General features: G+C 44.2%; 25 protein-coding genes. 18 read left to right on the forward strand and 7 right to left on the reverse strand.

The genetic code is table 11. The features are described from left to right. Positions 1 to 8 precede the first annotated feature (8 nt). On the forward strand, positions 9 to 773 hold the full coding sequence (yycI, locus tag NSS66_RS10165) for a two-component system regulatory protein YycI (protein WP_069080188.1): 765 nt from the start codon (positions 9 to 11) through the stop codon (positions 771 to 773). A gap of 6 nt (positions 774 to 779) precedes the next feature. After that, on the forward strand, positions 780 to 1,586 hold the full coding sequence (locus tag NSS66_RS10170) for an MBL fold metallo-hydrolase (protein ID WP_053326502.1): 807 nt from the start codon (positions 780 to 782) through the stop codon (positions 1,584 to 1,586). Here NSS66_RS10170 and NSS66_RS10175 read toward each other — a convergent pair. Then, positions 1,555 to 1,761, reverse strand: coding sequence for a hypothetical protein (locus tag NSS66_RS10175; RefSeq protein WP_007433188.1), 207 nt, complete (start codon positions 1,759 to 1,761; stop codon positions 1,555 to 1,557). The genes NSS66_RS10170 and NSS66_RS10175 overlap by 32 nt on opposite strands. Before the next feature lie 503 nt (positions 1,762 to 2,264). On the opposite strand from NSS66_RS10175, the gene NSS66_RS10180 reads away from it, so the two are divergent. Then, positions 2,265 to 3,500: a S1C family serine protease gene (locus NSS66_RS10180; protein WP_340958881.1), complete on the forward strand. Its 1,236-nt coding sequence runs from the start codon at positions 2,265 to 2,267 to the stop codon at positions 3,498 to 3,500. 86 nt (positions 3,501 to 3,586) lie between these two features. Here NSS66_RS10180 and NSS66_RS10185 read toward each other — a convergent pair whose 3' ends face one another. Further along, a complete protein-coding gene (locus NSS66_RS10185; RefSeq protein WP_340958882.1) occupies positions 3,587 to 5,308 on the reverse strand; it encodes a cellulase family glycosylhydrolase in 1,722 nt (573 codons plus the stop codon). Positions 5,309 to 5,541: 233 nt separating this feature from the next. On the opposite strand from NSS66_RS10185, the gene NSS66_RS10190 reads away from it, so the two are divergent. The 4 genes from NSS66_RS10190 to NSS66_RS10205 all read left to right on the forward strand — a co-directional run bounded on the left by NSS66_RS10190 (position 5,542) and on the right by NSS66_RS10205 (position 8,154). After that, positions 5,542 to 6,306, forward strand: coding sequence for a class I SAM-dependent methyltransferase (locus NSS66_RS10190; RefSeq protein WP_340958883.1), 765 nt, complete (start codon positions 5,542 to 5,544; stop codon positions 6,304 to 6,306). Positions 6,307 to 6,411: 105 nt separating this feature from the next. Beyond that, positions 6,412 to 6,579, forward strand: coding sequence for a CxxH/CxxC protein (locus tag NSS66_RS10195; RefSeq protein WP_007433184.1), 168 nt, complete (start codon positions 6,412 to 6,414; stop codon positions 6,577 to 6,579). A gap of 122 nt (positions 6,580 to 6,701) precedes the next feature. Further along, entirely contained in the window at positions 6,702 to 7,637 is a 936-nt protein-coding gene (locus tag NSS66_RS10200; RefSeq protein WP_340958884.1) for an AraC family transcriptional regulator, read from the forward strand. A 28-nt stretch (positions 7,638 to 7,665) separates the two neighbouring features. Continuing rightward, positions 7,666 to 8,154: a DinB family protein gene (locus NSS66_RS10205; RefSeq protein WP_075155002.1), complete on the forward strand. Its 489-nt coding sequence runs from the start codon at positions 7,666 to 7,668 to the stop codon at positions 8,152 to 8,154. An 81-nt stretch (positions 8,155 to 8,235) separates the two neighbouring features. Here the strand turns inward: NSS66_RS10205 and NSS66_RS10210 are convergent, their stop codons facing one another. Beyond that, positions 8,236 to 8,580 (reverse strand): helix-turn-helix domain-containing protein, encoded by a 345-nt coding sequence (locus NSS66_RS10210; protein ID WP_340958886.1) that lies wholly within the window; start codon positions 8,578 to 8,580, stop codon positions 8,236 to 8,238. 59 nt (positions 8,581 to 8,639) lie between these two features. Then, positions 8,640 to 8,987, reverse strand: coding sequence for a helix-turn-helix domain-containing protein (locus NSS66_RS10215; RefSeq protein WP_023991113.1), 348 nt, complete (start codon positions 8,985 to 8,987; stop codon positions 8,640 to 8,642). Between the two features lie 165 nt (positions 8,988 to 9,152). On the opposite strand from NSS66_RS10215, the gene NSS66_RS10220 reads away from it, so the two are divergent. The 7 genes from NSS66_RS10220 to csaA all read left to right on the forward strand — a co-directional run bounded on the left by NSS66_RS10220 (position 9,153) and on the right by csaA (position 14,628). Beyond that, positions 9,153 to 10,004: a DNA-binding protein gene (locus NSS66_RS10220; protein ID WP_069080182.1), complete on the forward strand. Its 852-nt coding sequence runs from the start codon at positions 9,153 to 9,155 to the stop codon at positions 10,002 to 10,004. A 161-nt stretch (positions 10,005 to 10,165) separates the two neighbouring features. Continuing rightward, positions 10,166 to 10,645, forward strand: a complete 480-nt coding sequence (gene rlmH / locus NSS66_RS10225; protein ID WP_068939279.1) for a 23S rRNA (pseudouridine(1915)-N(3))-methyltransferase RlmH — start codon at positions 10,166 to 10,168, stop codon at positions 10,643 to 10,645. A gap of 206 nt (positions 10,646 to 10,851) precedes the next feature. Beyond that, on the forward strand, positions 10,852 to 11,427 hold the full coding sequence (locus tag NSS66_RS10230; protein WP_068939278.1) for a TetR/AcrR family transcriptional regulator: 576 nt from the start codon (positions 10,852 to 10,854) through the stop codon (positions 11,425 to 11,427). 336 nt (positions 11,428 to 11,763) lie between these two features. Then, a complete protein-coding gene (locus tag NSS66_RS10235) occupies positions 11,764 to 12,615 on the forward strand; it encodes an SDR family oxidoreductase (protein ID WP_069081096.1) in 852 nt (283 codons plus the stop codon). Between the two features lie 53 nt (positions 12,616 to 12,668). Beyond that, positions 12,669 to 13,760: an FAD-dependent monooxygenase gene (locus NSS66_RS10240; protein WP_069081097.1), complete on the forward strand. Its 1,092-nt coding sequence runs from the start codon at positions 12,669 to 12,671 to the stop codon at positions 13,758 to 13,760. Positions 13,761 to 13,877: 117 nt separating this feature from the next. Further along, positions 13,878 to 14,201: a putative quinol monooxygenase gene (locus NSS66_RS10245; protein ID WP_025720756.1), complete on the forward strand. Its 324-nt coding sequence runs from the start codon at positions 13,878 to 13,880 to the stop codon at positions 14,199 to 14,201. 94 nt (positions 14,202 to 14,295) lie between these two features. Further along, positions 14,296 to 14,628: a chaperone CsaA gene (csaA, locus tag NSS66_RS10250; protein WP_025720754.1), complete on the forward strand. Its 333-nt coding sequence runs from the start codon at positions 14,296 to 14,298 to the stop codon at positions 14,626 to 14,628. A gap of 33 nt (positions 14,629 to 14,661) precedes the next feature. Here csaA and NSS66_RS10255 read toward each other — a convergent pair whose 3' ends face one another. Then, the gene (locus tag NSS66_RS10255) at positions 14,662 to 15,048 is read right to left on the reverse strand and encodes a hypothetical protein (protein WP_340958887.1); all 387 of its coding nucleotides are present in this window, start codon (positions 15,046 to 15,048) and stop codon (positions 14,662 to 14,664) included. Between the two features lie 240 nt (positions 15,049 to 15,288). Next, positions 15,289 to 16,182, reverse strand: coding sequence for a LysR family transcriptional regulator (locus NSS66_RS10260; protein WP_340958888.1), 894 nt, complete (start codon positions 16,180 to 16,182; stop codon positions 15,289 to 15,291). Between the two features lie 156 nt (positions 16,183 to 16,338). Here NSS66_RS10260 and NSS66_RS10265 point away from each other — a divergent pair, with 156 nt between their 5' ends. From NSS66_RS10265 to NSS66_RS10275, 3 genes are all read left to right on the forward strand, one after another. Continuing rightward, complete coding sequence (locus NSS66_RS10265; RefSeq protein ID WP_340958889.1) at positions 16,339 to 16,461, forward strand: hypothetical protein; 123 nt, start codon at positions 16,339 to 16,341, stop codon at positions 16,459 to 16,461. Positions 16,462 to 16,587: 126 nt separating this feature from the next. Next, on the forward strand, positions 16,588 to 16,713 hold the full coding sequence (locus NSS66_RS10270; RefSeq protein WP_340959092.1) for an SDR family NAD(P)-dependent oxidoreductase: 126 nt from the start codon (positions 16,588 to 16,590) through the stop codon (positions 16,711 to 16,713). Between the two features lie 330 nt (positions 16,714 to 17,043). Further along, on the forward strand, positions 17,044 to 18,783 hold the full coding sequence (locus NSS66_RS10275; protein ID WP_340958890.1) for a methyl-accepting chemotaxis protein: 1,740 nt from the start codon (positions 17,044 to 17,046) through the stop codon (positions 18,781 to 18,783). Between the two features lie 129 nt (positions 18,784 to 18,912). Here NSS66_RS10275 and NSS66_RS10280 read toward each other — a convergent pair whose 3' ends face one another. Next, a complete protein-coding gene (locus NSS66_RS10280; protein WP_069081102.1) occupies positions 18,913 to 20,064 on the reverse strand; it encodes a YhgE/Pip domain-containing protein in 1,152 nt (383 codons plus the stop codon). A 131-nt stretch (positions 20,065 to 20,195) separates the two neighbouring features. Between NSS66_RS10280 and NSS66_RS10285 the strand changes: the two genes are divergently transcribed. Further along, on the forward strand, positions 20,196 to 20,780 hold the full coding sequence (locus tag NSS66_RS10285) for a TetR/AcrR family transcriptional regulator (RefSeq protein WP_069081103.1): 585 nt from the start codon (positions 20,196 to 20,198) through the stop codon (positions 20,778 to 20,780). Positions 20,781 to 20,991 lie beyond the last annotated feature (211 nt).

Genomic DNA, 20,991 nt, shown 5'->3' on the forward strand with positions numbered 1-20,991 from the left:
GAACGGGAATGGATTGGAGTCGCGCCAAGAACGTATTGATTTGTACATTTTTGCTGCTCAATGTGGTATTAGGTTACCAATTGTGGCATGATGCGCAGGAAACGGCAGGGCCGAATCTGGATTTTACTTCATTGGATGAAAATACGCAGCGTTTAATGGAAGAGAAAAGCATTCAGGTGCTGGCTCCGATTCCCGGTGATACCCCGCAGCTGCCTAAACTTTCTTACACATACGTTCATAGTGGAGAAAAGGATGATCGTGTGCAGCTGGTGAAGCCGGTGGACAGCAAACTGGTATTCACCCATGACGCGTTAGTTGAGGCATTGGAGCCACAAATCAAGGATATCGATAACTTTCAGTATGATCCGCTGGATGTTCAGGAGGAGTTGGCATCCGGACAAGCAGATGCTTTTGTACTTCATCCGCTGGTTCAGGGCAAGTGGCCGCTATTTAATGTGAAGCTGGCTCTGTTTTACAGCAATCAGAAAATTACAGGGTATCGCAAAATTAAGGTCGATCTCCAGCCTTCGGATGAGGCAAAGAAAATGCTGCCTGCGTCCAAAGCACTGGCAAGGCTGATTGACGGTTATTTGCCGCGCGACTCGATTGTGAAGGATATCCGGCTCGGTTATTACGGACAGACCTTTAACTCCGATAGCCAGGTGGCTGCCCCCGTGTGGCGGTTTATGATGGACAACGGGAAAGGTGTGTACTATGTGCAGATGAACGGAGATGTCATTAGTCCAAAGACAGAACATACAGAAGGGTCTTGAACAGATATGGGGATTTCATTTACCGTGCTGTCGAGCGGTTCGACCGGCAACGCTACCGTTGTGCGGAACGAAGACACGACATTGCTCATCGACGCAGGTCTCAGCGCGAAGCGTATTGACGAATTGCTGAAAGAACGCGATCTGAGCGGAGAAGAGTTGGATGGTATTTTGGTCACGCATGAGCATTCCGATCATGTTAAAGGACTAGGCGCCATGGCGCGTAAATATAATTTACCTATATATGCTAACGAGAAGACATGGTTTGCCATCAGCAATGCTGTTGGGCAAATTGCAGACGATAACCGCAGAATATTGGAGACAGGCGCAACGCGGGAATTTGAGTCATTACGCGTGGAGTCTTTTGGCATATCCCATGATGCGGCTGAGCCTGTAGGATATAGCTTTTATGATGGGGCAGAGAAGCTCAGTGTAGCGACCGATCTTGGCTATGTCAGCGACAAAGTGAAACAGGCGATATCAGACGCGGATGTATTGGTGCTGGAGTCTAATCATGATGTGGAAATGCTGCGTATGGGTCGTTATCCGTGGAACATCAAGCGCCGTATTCTCAGTGATATCGGTCATTTATCCAATGAGATGGCGGGCGCGATTCTTAGCGAGCTATTGACAGGACGTACGAAGCGAACGTATTTGGCACATTTGAGCCGCGACCACAATATGATGGAACTTGCGAAGTTGACTGTACGTGGGGCGATGGAAGACCGCGGCTGTTTTTACAAGGACAGTGAATTTCGATTGTGCGATACGTACTATGATCGTCCTACACCTTGGGATAAGGTAAGTGAGTCATAAAGCTGTCCAGCTCGGCGGCTTTGCGTTCTACCTCTTCACGGGTCACTACGCCTTTGTCCACCAGTAGTTCAATCAATGTACTTAGCGCCAGTGTATTGCGGTAATGCTCGTCTTTCAAATCCGCAAGCTTGGCAGCCATGCGAACTTCATCCATAGCCGAACGATGTGAATTCATCATATATTCCTCCTGTAAAAATATTTTAGAAATGGCGTGCAATGAGCTTGGTTCTGCCTGTGGTTTTGTTGGGTGCTGTGATACAATAAAGCTAACAACGGAAAGCTTTCTGAAGGAAGGCTCTCATCGAAAGTATAGGCAGCTTTAAACGGACGGGAATAGGCCAGAACGTCTCTATGAGACGATCATTTTGTAATAGAATAGAAGACTTGTTACTATTGTAGTCCATTGGTTTGGAAATCATTCCTCTTTTTTCCTCTATTCGGGGTCAGATTCGGCGTGTATGCTAATTTATGAGATTCGGTTGCTTAGGAAGGTACCATTTGTGGTGATTAATAAGTAGGCCGGAACGATTGGTTGCTGGATTCCGATGATAAGGGATATTCAATCCATTTGAGATGTTCAACGGAGCAGGTTCTCTGTAGCATAGGTTGGCGCAAGCCCGAATAGCCCTAATTTTTTAGTGAGTGTCGGTGCATGACAACGAAGGGGAGAGGATTAGCATGGGCTTGTTTGAGGACGATTTTTATTCAACAAAGGTATCCACACGTGCGGCTAAAAAAATGGCATTTAAGGCGCGCCGTGGAGGACGTGGACGTTGGCCACACAGGAAGCGTGGAGTAAGTCCGGTGCAAGCTGCTGTCATTAGCGGTGCAGTCAGTGCAGTGGTTGCTGTGCTTCTGTTCAGCTTTATTACAGGCCTGCCCTCCACTACGGCGGTAACGGGAGCCAGTCACTATCCCTTGCGGCAAGCAGCGGGTGATCCGTATGATCGGATTGTGCAGGCGGCAGCCAAGGTGCGCCCAGCCGTCGTCAGCATCGTGAATCTGAAAGAGGAAGATGGTAAAAGCACGGAACAATCCGCGCTTGGATCGGGTGTCATTTTCCGAGTGAGTTCAGGCAAAGCCTTCATTATGACAAATAACCATGTGGTCGAAGGATCAGATGATCTGGATATTGTAACGGTAGACGGCGTCACAAAAGAGGCAAAGCTGATCGGAAAGGATCGCATTAGTGATATCGCTGTACTCGCAGTGGACGATAAAGGCATTAGCACGGTAGCGGATATCGGCGATTCCAGCAAACTTCGTCTGGGTGAAACGGTCATTGCTATCGGCAATCCGCTTGGCCTGGGAGACACGCTTACCTCCGGTATTGTGAGTTATACGAATCGCATCATTCCGATTTCCATTAACCAGGATGGCGTATATGACTGGGAGCAGCATGTGATCCAGACCGATGCGGCGATTAATGAGGGAAACAGCGGCGGAGCGCTGGTCGATCTGGACGGACGTGTGATTGGCATCAATACGATGAAAATCGCTGATACAGGTGTTGAGGGACTTGGCTTCGCCATTCCCGCCAATGAGGTAATGAAGACGGTGAATGAACTGGTTGAGGACGGCAAGATCACCCGCCCTTATCTGGGGGTATACACGGTGGACCTCAACAATGAATATGCACCGCTGGATGAAACTCAGCGCAAGGAGCTCAAGTTGCCGGACAGCGTGAAAAATGGGGCAGTCGTTCTGGAGGCCCATGGTCCTGCCAAGGAGGGTGGCTTGAAGTTGAACGATGTCATTACAGCGTTTGATAGCGAACCGATTAACTCTACCCTTGATTTACGTCGCTACTTGTACGATAACAAGAAGATTGGCGATGAGCTGAAAGTTACTTTTTACCGGGCAGGCAAGGAAGAAACGGTGATGTTAAAATTAACAGATAAGCCGGAAGGCTAAGGTAACTTATAGGCTTAACTATAAAAAAAGGCGTTCACCGGCTCATTTCCGGGAACGCCTTTTTCGATCTTCTGCTGAGCCTTAGATTAGGATGTCGTTCCCGTTACACGGGTTCCGCTCTTGGTGATTTTGTATGTCACCACATCGCCGCTCCAAAAATGGAACTTCAGCGTGACTTCACCATCTTTTACACTATTAAAAAATTCAGGTAGCAGCTTGATGCCATTGGCATCATAGGCAGGGGCAAAAGTATTGCCAAACTCTTTATAAGGCGTCCAATCCTGTGGACCGGCATTGCCACCATTGGTATAAACGGCTTCCATCGTGGCGAGCTGGCTACCGTGGAATTCTGTTGGAATGGTAAAGGCTTGTGTAGTCCCTTCGACAGCGCTTAATTTTGGGGTATCATACACGACTACTTTGAAGTTCCAGTCTGCCCCCTTGTTAAACTTAGCGGTAATGACGGCATTCTCCCCATATTTACCGGAAGTGGTCAGGCTGGTGAGCAAGCTGGCTTTTAAGGTTAATGTATCTCCGCTCAGCGTATAGTCGGTGCCCTGTGTCAGTTGCCTGTTGTTGACACTGAGTGTTTTCAGCTGATTGCCATTCAGGTTTAAGGTGACCTTGGCATCCTGAGCAGGAGTGCCCTTCTTCAAGTGAATGAGGTCACTGGCTGCATTGGAGGAACGCCCTTTTAGACTGGCTTTAATAACATTAAAGAGCTCAGGATCAGACCATTTGTACGTTGTGCGGTTAAAATGCTGGCCGTTATCCCAGAGTATGCCTGTTATTTTCTTCTCTTTCATGTAATAGGTTAAATACTCGAAGAATTTCAGCTTTTCGCCTTGTTCAATAACGCCTGTATTTTTATCGAAGCCGAGTAGACCGAATTCACCTACAATAACCGGAATACCTTTGGCTACAAAGGTGTTATAGACGTTATCAAAGGTTTGGATGATATCGTTTTTAGTATCTTTATCAAAAGTAGTATGGCCCGCAATATTTACACTGAAAGGCCAATAACCATAATAGTGGACGGTGGCAATCAGATTGGGATCATTCAGCTTGGTTATCGTGTTGTACAGCTCGTTGATTTTGGCCTGAGCAGGTGAGGTGTCCAAGCCAGGCAGAACAAGGGGACGAGTGGCATTCTTACCGCCAGAGGCGCGGACAATTTTGTGGAAGGATACATTCAGTTCTTGGAGCATCTGATTCATTTTCGCTTCATCCGTAGTCCCTCCTTCGGAGAAACGGGGTTCGTTAATACTTTCGAACATCAGCTTGTTAGGCTGGTCTTTAAAGCGCGGGGCAATTTGTGTCCATAATGCGTTATAGCGAGCCAGCACCTCATCATGTTTGGGCTCCATATTGCTTACCCACGTCCATGAATCATGATGGACATTAATCATGACGTACAGATTGGCATCCAGTGCCCAGCGAACAACCTCTTCCACACGGTTCATGTAGGCAGCCTCTACGGTATAGTTCGGTGCTGCTCCAATGTGCTTATCCCAGGTGACGGGGATGCGTATGCTTTTGTACCCTTGGGCGGCAATTTGCTGGATCAACGCCTGGGTAATGCGCGGATTGCCCCAGGCTGTTTCATCCGCGCCGACAGCATCCAGAGAATTTCCTAAATTCCATCCGGGCTGCATGGCTTCTACATACAATTGCATGCTGCTCACAGCCGCAGCTTGTGGTGCTTGTCCGTCAGATTCGGCAGCAGCGGCAACGGATGCGAACGTAGATAACAACAGGGTAATGGCAAGCGTCAACGACAGCAATGAAACGGGTCTTCGTTTTAACATAACAGGCCCCTTTACAAAGTTATTTTTGAAAGCGCTTTCTAATAAAACACTACCACACTATTTGAATATGGAATACCTGTATAATTCATGTAAAAATCATGTGTTAATTAGATATTTTAATTTTGTAAGCGTTATTATTGAAAAAATACAGAAATGAGTGTAGAATCTATGGCCCTACGTGGATTGTAGTATAGCATCGGATTTGTAAATACAAAAGAAAGAAGGAGATGAATATGAATAAGTGGGACACGGAAGAGGCCATTCGACGCTGGGATATGCATGCAGAAAACTTTACTGCCAAGTACACGGAGGAAGGAGATCGATCTCGCGAAGTACTGCTAAACCCGGCATTGCAAGCCTGTATGGGACCTCTCGGGGGCAAAAAAGTGCTGGATGCCGGCTGTGGCGAAGGCTATCTAAGCCGTAAAATGGCCAGAGCGGGTGCGTTGGTAGAGGCTGTCGATTACTCGACAGAGATGCTGAAGCTTGCAAGAGAGCGAACACCACCATCAATGGGAATTACATATCACCATGGCAATCTGGAGAGGCTTGAGATGTTTGGAGACCAGAGCTTTGATCTGATTGTGTCCAATATGGTCATACAGGACTTGGCCCATTATGAGCAGGCGATTGCCGAAATGCAACGATTATTAGTTCCAGGGGGCCGCTTTATTTTTTCTATTCTGCATCCGTGCTTTCAGACACCGCAGAGTGGTTGGGTGAAGGATGAGACAGGGAAAAAACTGTATTGGAAAGTGGACCAATATTTCAACGAAGGCCCATTGGAGCAAGCGATCCCTTATGATCAGGAAGAAAAAATTTTGTACTTTCACCGTACGCTGGGCAGCTATGTACAGACCATTATTGAGGCGGGTTTGCTGTTGGAAGGGATGGTCGAACCCAAGCCGTCTGCCGAAATGTTGGAGAAATATCCCCATTTTCACGAGGACCTGAATGTCACTAATTTTCTTATTTTTACAACCAGACGCCTGGGGTAAAAAGCAAGCCCTTTTCTTTCCGCGTCAAGTGTGGTAGAACAAAAGAAGGCGGTTTTGGCACACCTACAACAGGAAGAGCTTCAAACGGAAAGGGATGCAACTGGAATGTACGTGGTATGTAAAGAGCATGTGGAACTGGCAATTGATATGTTCGTCGATGAATACGAGGATGCACCGGATGTCGTCGATCTTAAGGAAACGAAATTTTCGGATTGGGACCCTCCAGTGAAGTGCAAGGAATGTGAGAACAAAGCAGAGTTTTTGGTCGTCTAAAAAACAAGCACGGGCGTTTCGGGCAGAAACGTCCTTTTTGTATACCAGAATTTTTGCAAAAATACCCCATACATAGAGCTATATTTATTCCCATCACGTGCTGAGACAGGAGTGAACGATGGATGGACCCTTTGCTGCATTCACTATTTCGTCCGCTTCAAGTCAATGGAAGTGATCTCTCCACGTATTATATCGAACAAAAGCCGTCTGCTGCGCTGAAAGCTTACGTGGCCTGTTATTGGGAGTCCGGTCCGGCTAATAGGGTGGTAGAAGAGAATCTAGCAGCTTCGTGCGAAGACACCGCTTTGTTAAGCTTGCCGCAGGAAGAAACCATGGAGCGGGTATTACCTGACGGCTGTACGGATATTCTATTTGAATACGACCCGGTGAGTAAGCGTCAGGAACTCTCGTACTGTGGGACATTTACGCAACCGTTTGTGTCTGCCAGACAAGCAGGGTCCGAGACACGCATTTTTGCGGTGCGATTTTTTCCCGGTGGGGCACATTATTTTCACGGTATGCCGACTCATTTGTTTACAGGTGGTAATTATCGCTTGGAAGATCTCTGGCCCGAAAGCATCGCTGTGATAGGTGAGCGCATTATGGAAGCGCAGAATTTCAATGAACGGGTGCGCATAATGGATGAGTATCTTAACCAGCTTCTGCTGCGCCAACGCACGAACGATTGTGACCTGATGAAAAACTTGCTGCATCGCATCTTTGTGAGCGCTGGGAGTGTGGGGGTTAAGGAGCTTGCGGAGCGTGAGGCGATCAGTGAAAGACAGCTTAACCGCAAGTTTGGGCAATGGATCGGAATCAGCCCCAAAAAGTTCAGTGAGGTCGTCCGCTTCCAGAGCGTTCTACACAGTATTCAAAGCGGCGGGGATCTGGATTGGACGGAGTTGGCATTGAAGCACAGCTTTTTCGACCAGGCGCATTTAATCCGCGATTTCCGCAGGTTTTATGGAGATTCTCCGCTTACTGCGGCTAAGGATTTACGGAAGTTGTCCGATTTTTACAATACACGCCCAGAGGCTTCGGCTATACTCAAAATATGAATAAGAATGGCAAAGGAGAGATGTGAATATGAGTGGAACGCTGCAAGTTCGCGATCATCTGCTGAATGAGCTAGAGACCGGAGTACGAACGGGGGAAGCCTTGATCCGTAAAATACGCCCAGAGGATTGGGGCTTTCGCCCGCAAGACAATTTTCGCTCGCTGCTGGAGTTAGTGCATCACTTTGTGCTTATTCCTGCTTCGGATCTTGCGATAATGCAGGAGAAGTCTGAGGGTGAAGTGGGAAGCATTGAAAACAGCCTGTCCGGGGTGGAAGATCCCGAGCGCTTGGCTGCGACTTTCAGGCAGAATTTTGAGGCTTATAAGGCTTACATTCTTTCGCTTAGCGAAGAAGATTATCTGAACCGTTCGACGAAGGCTTTCTATATGGAGCACGGACATTTGCAGGTTCAATGGCAGATTGAGACCTTGACCCACGTATTCCATCATCGTTCGCAGATTTATAATTATTTGAAGCAACTGGGACATGAAGTGAGCTTTTTTATGCTGTACGCTTGAGTATTGTTATAAAAGGTTTGGAGGGCACCTGTGCGGTGCTCTTTTTTGGTTTTATTTATGGTTTTTATAGGGTGGCATGACTTACTTGAACGCCCGTGAAACTTCTTTACTAACCCGTCTGAGAATGCCGATTTGCTCCTCATTCAATCTGATGGTCAACGCAACAAACTCATCTATCGCCTCTTGCCGAATCGTTTCGTCTTCAGTCATATGTTCTTTGGAAAACATTAATTCACTGATAGACACGTTTAAGGCAGTTAACACTTTCTCCAAGGTATCAATCGAAAAGTTTCTTTCGCCACGCTCTACCGATCCAATATATGCATCATCTAATCCTGAAAGTTCCGCAAGTTGTTGCTGTGTTAGTCCCTTAGCCTTCCGAATCGTTCTAATTCTTTCTCCAACCGAATTCCGTAATTTTGTCATATTAACCACCTCATAACAAGCTTATGGAAGATGAAGTGTAAAAGTCAGGTAGAAAAGAATTATTCAATTCTTTTTTGTTGTAACTCAACTAAAGCAACAATATTTTTTGTTATAGTAGTAAGAATTTCGAGCTCTGTTGTTTCTCTTGAATTTATGAGTAACATAAGTTCATTTATGATCTGTTTTCGATCCGTATTTTCATCGAATTGAAAAAGTTCAAAGGCTGGAACGTTTAATGCTAGAATTATTTTTTCCAACGTCTCCAATGAAATATTTCGATCTCCACGTTCTACTCCACCAATATAACTGTAATGAAGTCCTGCTGCTTCTGCCAGTTGTTCCTGTGTCCATCCTTTAGCTTTTCTTAGTTCTCGTATTCGGTTTCCGACACTTTCTGGTAAACTCATGTAATCACCTCCACTTAAGGTTAGAAGAGGAGAGAATATCGTTACAGACCATCTTATACAAAATAAATACATATAAAACTGTACTTTTAAGTACTATTTATATTGACCTCCTTTTTCACTTTCTATACAATTGGTTATGAATGGAAATATAAGGAGGGGCTACTCTTGAGAACTTCTATCCTGAAATCACTCAAACCGGACATCATTGTTGAAATGTTAGAGATGGCTGTGGTTTTTGAAAATTGGAAAAAGGTGATGGAGACGGCAGATATTTTGTACCAATGTGTACAGCGTATCTATGAAGAACGGCAGTATCATAAAGCAATGAAGTTATCCATCCCGCATGTCAATTTAGAACGTCCGTTGGTATACTATTTTGGTTTCAGTCACCTGATGTGTGGAATGGCTCACCAGAACCAGGGTGCATATGAGCAGGCAAGGGAGTGCATCTATAAGTATGCTGAGCTGGGGTGGATGGAGGATTTAGAGAAAGAAGACATTCAGGTTGTCGAGGAATTCAGGTTTTTAGCCAAAACTAATTTATATGCAGTAGATATTTTGTCTGGAAATATAGAGCTTGTCGAGGAATACGTTGCCTTTTTGCAGGATAATCTAGAGGAAATATTACCGGGGCTGAATACCATATTACAGGCAGCGCTTATGTATCATTTGGAAGTAGGGGATATTTTACATACGTTTGCAGAGCAGATTGATGAATTCGGGAGTTATGAAGACGCAGAGAACATATCTTACTATTATAGCTACTGCTATCACTTGGCTTTGTACTATCGGAAGTACAATAGATTACAGGATGCAGTGGGACTTACTGTGCGGGCGATGCAACTAGCCGATCAGTCGGGTAACGATCGTAATTTCAAGAAATGTACAGCATTGTTTGAATCATTACGGGAGTCAGCGACAGCGGAACAAATCAGCGAATATCGACAGATGCTAATGCAGTATCTTGATGAATACGAAACGGACAGGCATTTCATTGTGAAGAGCGTAAATGAATGATCCGCTATAATCTGAACAGGGAATAGGCTCGTAGTGGAGAGGAAATAGATAGGTAAGAGACGTTGCAGGTGCTAAAATAACTATGTTAAAGGTATTTTTTCATGTTAGGGATCGTAAATGCGATTTTACATTATCATTCGACATAGATAGGGGTATGGAATTTGTTTATTCAGCTTATAGGTGTGGGCAAGTTAAAAGAGAAGTATTTGGTCATGGGAATTCAGGAATACGTTAAACGGCTGGGCCCGTACATTAAGTTTCAAATGATCGAAGTAGCCGATGAAAAGGCTCCCGATACACTGAGCGAGGCGGAGGTTCGACAGGTCAAGGAGCGAGAGGGAGAGCGCATCCTTGCTCATGTGAAAAGCGAAGCACACATCATTGTACTCGCCATCGACGGCAAACTGTGGAGCTCGGAAGAACTCGCAGAGGAATTGGACAAGCTCGGCACCTACGGCACAAGCCATGTTGTCTTCGTCATTGGCGGCAGTCACGGCCTTTCTGACGAAGTCCTCCGCCGTGCCCAGCAGAAGCTGAGCTTCGGAAGGATGACCTTGCCGCATCAACTGATGCGATTGGTTCTGGTAGAGCAGATTTACCGGGCGGTGAAGATTAATCGGGGTGAACCTTATCACAAGTAGGGCGAACTATATTATTGCGATTTCACTACTAGGTTTGGCTCTGCCAAACCTAAAATATCCACAACAGTAGCTCCATCTCTTCTGTACAATGAGGAAGTTAATCTGAAAGAAAAATGCTCAGTACCTTTTTTGGCTACAGGGATAATGGTCACAGACGTACAACCTTCGTCATGGACATACGAATATAGCACTGCTATAATGGACGTATGAACACATATGACAAAATATTGGCAGCTGCTCTTAAGGTACTCGAAGAGGAGGGTGGAGCCCAATTTTCGACGCGAGCCGTAACTGCGATCGCGCAGGTTACAGCTCCTACACTCTACCACCATTTTGGAAATGCCGATGGACTTCTAAGTGCAGCTATAGTGGAAGCATTCAAACAGTTATTTGAAAGCAAGATTGCCGCAGTGGAGTCCACCATTCCAGAGATGGCTCTTCGTCAAGGATGGGATGACTATGTCCGCTTCGCGGCAGCCCGTCCTCGGATTTATGCGGCGATGATGGGGCGGTTGCTCGAGGGCGCCCATATCGAGGCGGCAGATCATTCGTACCAAGCACTAGTGCAAAATATTCAGGGAGTCGCCGCCGAAGGCAAACTGGCTGTGTCAGCCAAGGCTGCGGCAGATCTGGTCTGGGCTTCCGCCAATACGGCCTCTTGGCTCTATGTGACGGCCCAGATTCGTAAGGCACCCCCACCCCAACCCGACGTCGTTGACCTCATTCGGGAAAGCGTAATGCAGATCATTTTGATCCAAAGGCCGAACGCCGATTCAAAATGAGGGATTCGATGACAGAGCCTGGAGACTCCAGGCAAAGCCCCAATTTAGAAGACGCATAAGAAAGATCGCCTATCCAACCTGGACCTCCAGAGGATGGCGATCTTTTTATGTTTGGAGGATGCGAGCATTAGTTCTCTTGGATTGTGTTGTGTGATAAGTGAAATGTGGTACGCCGAGTGCATCACGCAACACCCACTAAAACGATGTTCAGACCGCAGGGCAACACTTTAGAAAATATATAGCACCGCTATATACAACTTTGTATAGCGGTGCTATAATGCCAGTATAGCGGTGCTATATCGTGATCCATATCTTATCAAACCTAGGAGGGTTACTATGTCATTCAAAACTCAAGAACTGGTCGTCGTCACAGGTACGTCCAGCGGTATCGGTAGGGCTACCGCGGAGCAGCTCGCCGCTGAAGGATTTCACGTTTTGGCGGGGGTTCGTCGTCAGGAAGACGCCGACAAAATCAAACGCAAAAATATCGAGCCGGTGATCGTCGATGTTACCAATATCGACACACTAAAGACGCTGGCCGAACGGGTGGAGAAAGATCCGCTTGGTCGCCCTTTGCGGGCAGTGGTTAACAATGCCGGCATCGCCGTTAATGCGCCTCTCGAGATGGTTCCGCTTGATGAATTGCGCCGCCAGATCGAAGTCAGCGTGATCGGACAGGTCGCGGTTATTCAGGCACTCACCCCGGCGTTATTGAACAGCGGCGGACGCGTGGTCAATATCGGCTCCGTTGGCGGCAAGGTCTCCATGCCCGGATTCGGAATTTACTCGGCTGCGAAGTATGCGATGGAAGCGATCAATGACAGTCTCCGCAGGGAGATGTCCTCGTTTGGCCTCAAGGTAATCATGATCACTCCGGGTGGCGTCAGCACTGGCCTGTCGGAGCACGGGATTACGACAGCGGAGCGGCTGGCCAAGTTGATGACGCCGGACCAGCACCGACGCCATGATCGTCTTTTTGACGCCGTGAAGGCTCAGGCTGAAACGTGGGCAACGGACGGTATCCGCCCTGAGAAAGTGGCAGCAGTGATTTCACGCGCAATCCACGAAAGAAAGCCACGCACCCGCTATACGGTCGGTCGCGATTCGGCACTGCTGACCCGACTGGTCCGCATTCTCCCAGACAAACTCCTCGACCGGATGCTCCGCAGCCAGATGAAGCTGCAGTAACGGGCAGTTTCACGAATCCTCTTGGACAGAAAGCTAAAATGGGGGAATGAAATATGCCACAAAACAAGTTTGAACATGCCATTATTGTAGGTGGATCTTTAGGTGGTCTAATGATGGGGCTTGCGTTATCCCGTTCTGGTTATACAGTTACCATTCTTGAACGTGCAGATTCATCATTAAGAAATGGTGCTTTTATTCGTTTACACACAAAGCCTTATAGTAATAGTGAAATTGAACGAGAATTAAGACACTTGGCATCCAATGGTAACAACAATGTTGAAGCTTGGTCAGCCATTCAAGAACGTTTGCGCAATGCGGTTGCTAAAGAACGTGGTATTACCCTTCAGCACAATACACGAATTGTTAGTGTTGGGCAAAATGAATCATCTGCTTGGGCTACCAGTGAAGAGGAGAAGACGTTTAAAGGTGATTTTTTAATTGGCGCAGATGGATATCGCAGTATTGTCCGCCGCTATTTAGACCCTGATAAACCATTTGCAGATTATGCTGGCTATCTGGTTTGGGTAGGGAAGGTGGGCGAAGAGCTGCTGCCAAAGAAAGACTGGAAAAAACGGCAATTTTCGAGCGCTTATTTCAACAATAGTGCTGCCGGTACACTGACAACTGCGGTGATGCCAGGTATAGAGGGGGGGACCAATCCTGGCCAGCGATGGATAGGTTTTTGCTGGTTTGATCATTCGCATAATCAATTGCTGTCTGAGTTAGGGGTGTTAAAGGACGGGGTTGCCCAGCATTCCTTATACGGTGGAGATATTCCGGATTCGCTACTGGAAGAACTATCACAAACCAGCCAAGCAAATTGGAATAAAGAAGATGATGCAATTTTGCAAATCGCGATTAAGGACCGCAGTTTAATCGGGGCACCTGTTAATGAATACATCCCTAATATATTGTCAAAAGGAAGAATAGCCATGATCGGCGATGCAGCTCATACCATGTCACCAATGACTGGCGCAGGCTTTAATGACTCACTTGATGATACGGTTGCCATTATGGACTCCATTAAACAGTATCCGAATTCGATAACAAAAGCTTTGGGTGAATACCAAACACGTCGTTTAGATGTGGTTCGTCAAGATGTTCTTGGGGGCCAAGGCTTTAATCGTTCTTTTGGACGATTATAACAGCATTAAACTAAGCCATTGATACACTGGAATTTCAAGCATAAACGGGGAATTCCCCCATTTGAGAAAACGGTAAAGCAAAAAATACGAAGTATTTATAAATTAGGAGGAATTAGTATGAACGATACAAAGAACCCTTACGTTACTGTACTCTGGGAGGCGAGAGCTAAGGCAGGGAGAGAAGCCGAGATGAAGGCATTCATGACTGCTGCTGTCACCCCGTCGCGCAACGACCTGGGCAACATTGACTACGAGGCTCACGAGGTAGAAGGCCAGCCTGGCACATTCATCATCTACGAGCGCTGGGAAAACCGGGATGCCCTCGATCGGCACCTGAGCGCCCCCCGGATGCAGGAACTGGTGCCCCAGCTCTTAGAACTGATGGAGGGATCCATAGAGGAAGGGATTCGACTCCTGCAGCCGTTCCGCCCAGCGCAGTAAAACGCAACACCGAGCGGAACTCATTAAGTTCTGCCGGAAAGCGTGAGAGATATTTTCGTGAGCGGTTAAAGACTTTAGTGGAGGAGGCAAAACGTTGGCAACGATCGATGATTTTGCAGCACTAGATATTCGTGTCGGAACGATTAAGGAAGCGGAGTTTTTTGAAGAAGCAAAGATTCCTGCGATAAAGCTTAAGATTGATTTTGGACCGGAGATCGGGATGAAATCCTCAAGCGCACAAATAACTAAGCGGTATAAGGCTGAAGAATTGGTAGGGAAGCAAATTATAGCGATCGTTAATTTTCCTCCTCGGCGTATTGCAGGATTCAAATCGGAGGTATTAGTTTTGGGAGGCGTTCCGGAAAAAGGAGATGTCATTCTATTAAAGCCGGATATTGAAATACCTAATGGTACTCCTATTGCGTAAAAATAAGGCTCTAAAAGCGGCTCAACCTTAAAATCAGTGCTTGACGATTAGAGCAACAGGCGGTGCCGATTGCATTTCCAGAAGAATGCCGTTTTTGTAGCGGTTACGATTGTAGCCCAACAAGGTGCCCAGACGTTTTCTGCTCTCACCATTTAGTGCATCCGCTGGAGGATTTAGCAAAAGATGTTGCGATTTCAAATGAGCTTTCGCCCATGATGATAACGTATGCTGAACGTTTTTCGCACTGCCTGCAGGCATTCGATCACATACCCGTTGCCCTTTCTTGATGGCGAAGTCATCTACGCCGAGCACCGGCTCGGTCATGGCTTTGGCCTCTCCCCAGCTTTTGTTTGGACTTGTTCGCTCATCTCCGGCATAGGATTTCCTTTCAAAGGCAGGGAGATGGCGTACGGTTCGCATTCCATATGGCGTTAACGGTACTTGGTATGCAACTTAACATGTCATATAATTACGTTGTGCGAGCGATATCCCAGGTCTGAGGCTAAATGTTTCTGGTTTGTTGGAGGAGTGCAATTAGTATCTCTTTGGTTGGAATTTGCAGAAATCTCGCGATGGTCTAGCTTATACTGAATTTTTGAGTTTCTACAAGGCGGGATTTTCCTTGCTGAAAAGAGTTTAGCGTTATTCAAGGTAATTGAATTATAGATTATTTATTCTTATTAATTCTTGGAAATAACGATGGCAATGTGTAACGAAAGCTTCCGAAATTTTAGTTGGATATAGATAATGATGTTTTAATAAACAAATTGTACGTGTAAACTTTCCGTTTATAATTTTAAGGTGTTTTATTTTATCTTCATATATATTAACAGATGTTTCGGGAGTAAATGCTACTCCACGTCCATTCTTAACAAACTGTAAAATTGTAGTTGCTTCTTCTACCTCTATTTGATATTTAGGTGTAAATCCTATTGAATTACAGAATTGATCCGTAAATTGACGAAAGCTATATTGATTTGTTAATCCAATAAATGGTATATCGACAAGCTCTGCTAAGTCAATTTTGCCGGCATTCGCTTCATCGTACGATGTTGGTACAGTTAAAAAAATTTCTTCTTCAAATAAGGGTACACATTCAACATTCGGGTGGTCAATTTTCTCTGTAGTAATACACACATCATATTTGCCATATTCAATAAACTGTTGCAAGTTTTCTTTCGATAAAGGTACTTGTTGCCACTTTACGGATGGGAATTGTTTGGAAAAATAATCTAATATATTTGTAAAAGTATATGGAAGTGTGGTGACAATAGATAAATTACCACTATCTTCACCTTGTCTCTCTCCTAATTCACGCTCTAAATCGCGTACTTCTGAAAAGATACGCTCTACTCTTCTGAGTAAAAACCTTCCATTTTCATTCAATGAAATACGTTTGCCACTCCGGAAAAACAAATCCATGCCTAGTTCTGCCTCAAGATTTGATATTGCCTTACTTAGAGCTGGTTGAGAAATAAAAAGCTCTTTAGCGGCAAGTGATATATTTTCCAAATTAGCTGTTGTGTAAAAGTATTTTAATTTTATAAAGTCCATAATACATCCTTCCTATATAACTTTTAGTTATAAATATAAAGATAAAAGGTAATTTTAATTATATCAAATCATACTGTATATTGAGAATAAATGTGAACATGTTAGGAATATATAAATGCGAAATCATTAACTTACAATACGGGATAGTTTCCATTTATGAGATTAAAAGACAAATTTGCAATCCTTACAGGTGCAGAATCAGTGGTAGAAGAAATTAAAGCATTTGGTGGGGAGGCAATTGCTGTATCCGTAAATGTTAAGAATCAGAAGATATTTTAAACTGCGTAAAAGTAACGGAAGAAACATTCGGTCCAGTTGATATATTAGTAAACAATGCGGGTGTATTTGATAAATACGCTAAATCATTAGATACAACATTAGATAAATACAGGTTCAATCGTAAATATTGCTTCTGTTGCAGGAAAAGGCGGAGCTGCTTATACAGCTACTAAATACGGGGTAATCGGATATACCAAACATCTATCTTCTGAATATGTACGCTTTGGTATTAAGATTAATGCAATCCATTAGTAAAAGATGTGTTGGCTGGTATTCCAAAAGGTTTTGTACCCACTTGTACATTTGGACAAGTAGATCAAGTAGCTGATTTAGCTGTTACAGTGGCATTTTGGTCACGCCTAACAATCCCGAACTAAAGATTGTTGATCAACATGATTTTCGTACTATGAAGTTTCGTGTCTACGATTAGGGAGGATTGGGTTTGGAAACGTAACCCCATGTGTGTGACTCTTGGTTTCTAGCAATTTTACGATTTCCGCATAACTTTGATGTTTAGAAAGCTGTTTGGCAAACGATGACGAACGTGTTACCTCAAGAAGGACTAGATGGGAGTGAGGCATAATGAGAGGTAAGAAGTTCATGATGACGATCAGGAACAAGGTAATTCTAACGATTGTCGTTACTGTAATCACCAGCCTTGTGATCGGAGGCGTTGGGATTTACAATTTGAAGCGGGTACAATCCTCGCTTGAGGAGAGCCTCAGTATTAGGGCGGAAGTCATCGATCTTATTCGTACAGCGGATGTCGACCTATATCAGATGCTATTGGTAGAACGATCGCTGTACAGTTATGAACCAGGGTCGGAACAATTTTTGGAACAACTAGAAGATTACAAAAAGCAAAAGGAGTCGGCAAAGAAGAGACTTGATAAGTATAAGTCAATGGGAACTATTTTTGATAATGAGGAAAAGTTGATTCAAGACTACGAAGCAGCGGTTGCAGCGTATGAATTGGTCTCCAAGAAAGTGATTGACGGATTATCGTCAAATGATTCAACTGTCCGTGAAGGGGCGTATCTTCTTTCTAATCAGGAGGGCAGTGAAAAGTTTGACCAGATGGAAGACGCTTTGGATGACATAGGCGATCTGTACTACGAAGATAATGAAATCATGCTGGCCAGCACAGAAAAACAATACAACTTCCTGCGATTGATCAGTATTCTCTTAACATTGGCAGGCCTGATCGTTTCATCGTTGTTTGGTTATTTGATCATCCGATCCATAAATCATCCGATCCGTTATTTGCGCGGACGTGTCCGAGAGATTGCGGAGGGCAATTTGGCCGTTGATATACGTGCCTTCTCGCAGGATGAGCTTGGGGAATTAACCGCTGATTTTAATATAATGGTATCTCGTATGAAAGAGCTCATTTCGACAGTAAGCCAATCGATTGGGCATGTAAATACTTCCGTTCATGAACTTACCTTTATTGCGGAACAAACAACGGCAACAGGCGAGGAAATGACGTCAGGCATTAATGAAATTGCAGTTGGTGCTTCCGAGCAAGCGTCCTTGACAGAGGCAACGAGCCGTGAAACGATGGCGCTATCGGACACGATTGAAAAGGTAAATGTAAGGAACAAAAAAATGACCAGCTTGTCTTCGGAGGCGGAAATCGTCTTAAGAGGTGGCATGGATAAAGTAAAGAAATTACAGGATCACAATCTCCAAACGACAGAAGCAAATCAACTGGTCGTACAACATATTGAAGGCCTGGCAGAACAGATGCTTACGATTTCCACAATCGTACAAACGATTAATGAAGTATCGGAGCAAACGAAGCTCCTCGCATTAAATGCGAGCATAGAAGCGGCGCGTGCCGGCGATTCCGGAAAAGGATTTGCAGTCGTCGCTACAGAGATTCGCAAGCTGTCGACCATGACTTATGAATCAACAGAGAGAATTAACACAACTATTGCACGCCTCAAGGCAGAAGTTTCTCAAACGTTGCAGGTCATGAATCAGACAGAGGTGGTTATCTCCGAACAATCTCTTATTGTTCAGGAGTCGGGAACGGTATTTGAATCGATTATGGATATGCTAAAGGAAATCATCAGCTCGATTCAAGAGATGGATGGGGATATAGGGCAGATGAATGTTAGCAGGGAACAGGTCATCTCATCCATTATCAAGATATCCGATGTAGCTCGAGACGCAGCTTCTGCCACAGAAGAGATAAGTTCGGCTTCTAACGATCAGAGTCAAGCGTATTCCCATGTGCATAGTGCAGCTGAACAATTGAAACAATCAAGCCAACAAGTGAGCGAAATGATCAGCAGGTTTCGAATTGCACAAGAATAATTAGTGCTGAGAATAAGAAAAGGAGCTATCTGACTACGGATGGCTCCTTTTCTGCCCTCGTTGATGAAAAGCGTGCGTACCGTCTCACCTCTAGGTGGGGGTGGGTGGTGCACGTGATTACCAATGCTTTTATTCAGCTTTAGTTTTTTGTGCACGTACTGGTTTAAAAATAGACAGTAGGAAAATGACTAAACCTGCAATACCAATTCCTAAAATGGTATTGAATGACTGGCCAGTGTAAAAGCCACTACCGAAGTAGAAAATTTCACGTAAACCCTCAGAAGCAAAGCGAATCGGCACCCATGGACGAATGAAGTTTACGAAGAAACTTGGAAGCATTTCTTGGGGTGTCATTAGAACACCCATACCTAACATCATAACAACCATGAATAATGTAATGGCTGGTTTGCCAATCCATGCAGTAATAGCTGATACTAATAAGAAGAAACAGAATGCTGCAAACGATACAAAGAAAGCAACTAAGAAGTAGCTTGGCATGTTAATACCAGCCATCTGTGCAAGTGTTGCAACAGTAAAGCCTGAGAATAGGGCAATAATAAGACCGAATAAAACTTGACCACCTATTAGGCGTAATGTTTGTTTACGTGTTAACATTTCCTTTTTAAGAATGCTTGATGATGCTAGGAATACAATGAAACCACCGATTAATGCACCTACCCAAGCAGGTACGGCCATTAATGTTGGTGCACTACCATTTGCTGTAGCAGTAGTAATGGCATTGAATACTTTTTCTTCAGAAACAATTGGGTGTACAAGCACGGATGCTTGATTAGCATCGATTTGTTGATCGCCCATTTGTGCTACAAAGTTTGTTGAATATTGGTTGCTAATTTGCGTAATTAAACCATTTAAAGCAGTTTTCGCAAAGTTTGCACCTGTCATGTTAAAGCCTTGGTTAATATATACTTTTAAGGTTGTTGGTGTGTTGCTCGTCATGGCATTTTGTACGGCATCATTATAACCCTCAGGAATAACTAATGCTGCATAATACTCTTTATCAGCAAATAATTTTTCAATATCTGCTTCTTTTTCATTTGTAAAAGCTAACATCGGTTCTTCACCGGCAATACCTTTACTCATTTGTTCGATTGCTGCTTTTACAGCGTCAACGTGATCTCCCTCATCACTCGTAATAAGTGCAACTGGTAGATTTTTTACTTGTGGATCTCCTTGAGCAAATAAGTTCAACGAGAATAGCGCAATAATTAATATAACAGCGATGGGGGCAGCCCATGCTAATTTTTCTTTAAATAATCTCAATGGATTTCACCCTTTCTCAATTTTCAACATGTTGTTCAGTGGCATGCATTTATCTTATAATTTTCAAAAGTGTATAAGCAATGAACAAAACTGAACAGATTGTTGAATTTTAAAGCGGGGGTGATTTTGTTGTGAGCATTTATGCAGAGAAAAATCGAAAAACAAAACAGCTCATTCAAACATCATTTATACAAATTTTAGAAAATAAGTCATTTGAATCGATTACGGTAGGGGACATTACGAAAACAGCACAAATTAATCGCGGCACATTTTATTTGCACTATAAAGATAAATTCGATTTGCTAGATCAAATAGAACAGCAGTTGTTTGAGGATTTAGGAAATCATATTGATGAATTGCAATCTCGCTATTCATCTACTCATACGTTTGAAAAAGGACAAGAGCAATTAGCTGCTACATTATTTAGCTCTATTAAAATGCATTCGCCAATATTAAAGATATTTTTAAGCGATCATGGCAGAACTGGTTTTCACCTTCGATTTAGAGATGCCTTTTCAGAAAAAGTGCGTTTTAATTTAGAGAAAAATGAAAGCTTCAATGCAAATTTAAAGGTGCCAATGGAATACTTTTTATCCTTTATTACGTCTGCTTTTTTAGGATTAATAGAGCAATGGGTTCAAAATGGTTTAGATAAAACCCCTCAAGAAATGACCGCATTATATATTGATATTATTTCCTTTATTCAAAAGAAATAACGAGGCGCGAAGACTCGGAAGTATTCATCTACAAATACTAAGGAGATGAAAACATGTTCTAGCACGGTGACTGTATCATAAGCAGGGCGAAACTTGAAATTGCGAATTTATCAGAATTATAAAAAGTGGCAGTCTTCGACTTATTCGTTGGACTGCCGTCTTTCTTTTACATTACTAATGCAGATTAAAATGGTGTGGATTCGAAAGGGAG

The organism is Paenibacillus sp. FSL R10-2748 (assembly GCF_038005565.1).
Taxonomy (GTDB): domain Bacteria; phylum Bacillota; class Bacilli; order Paenibacillales; family Paenibacillaceae; genus Paenibacillus; species Paenibacillus polymyxa_B.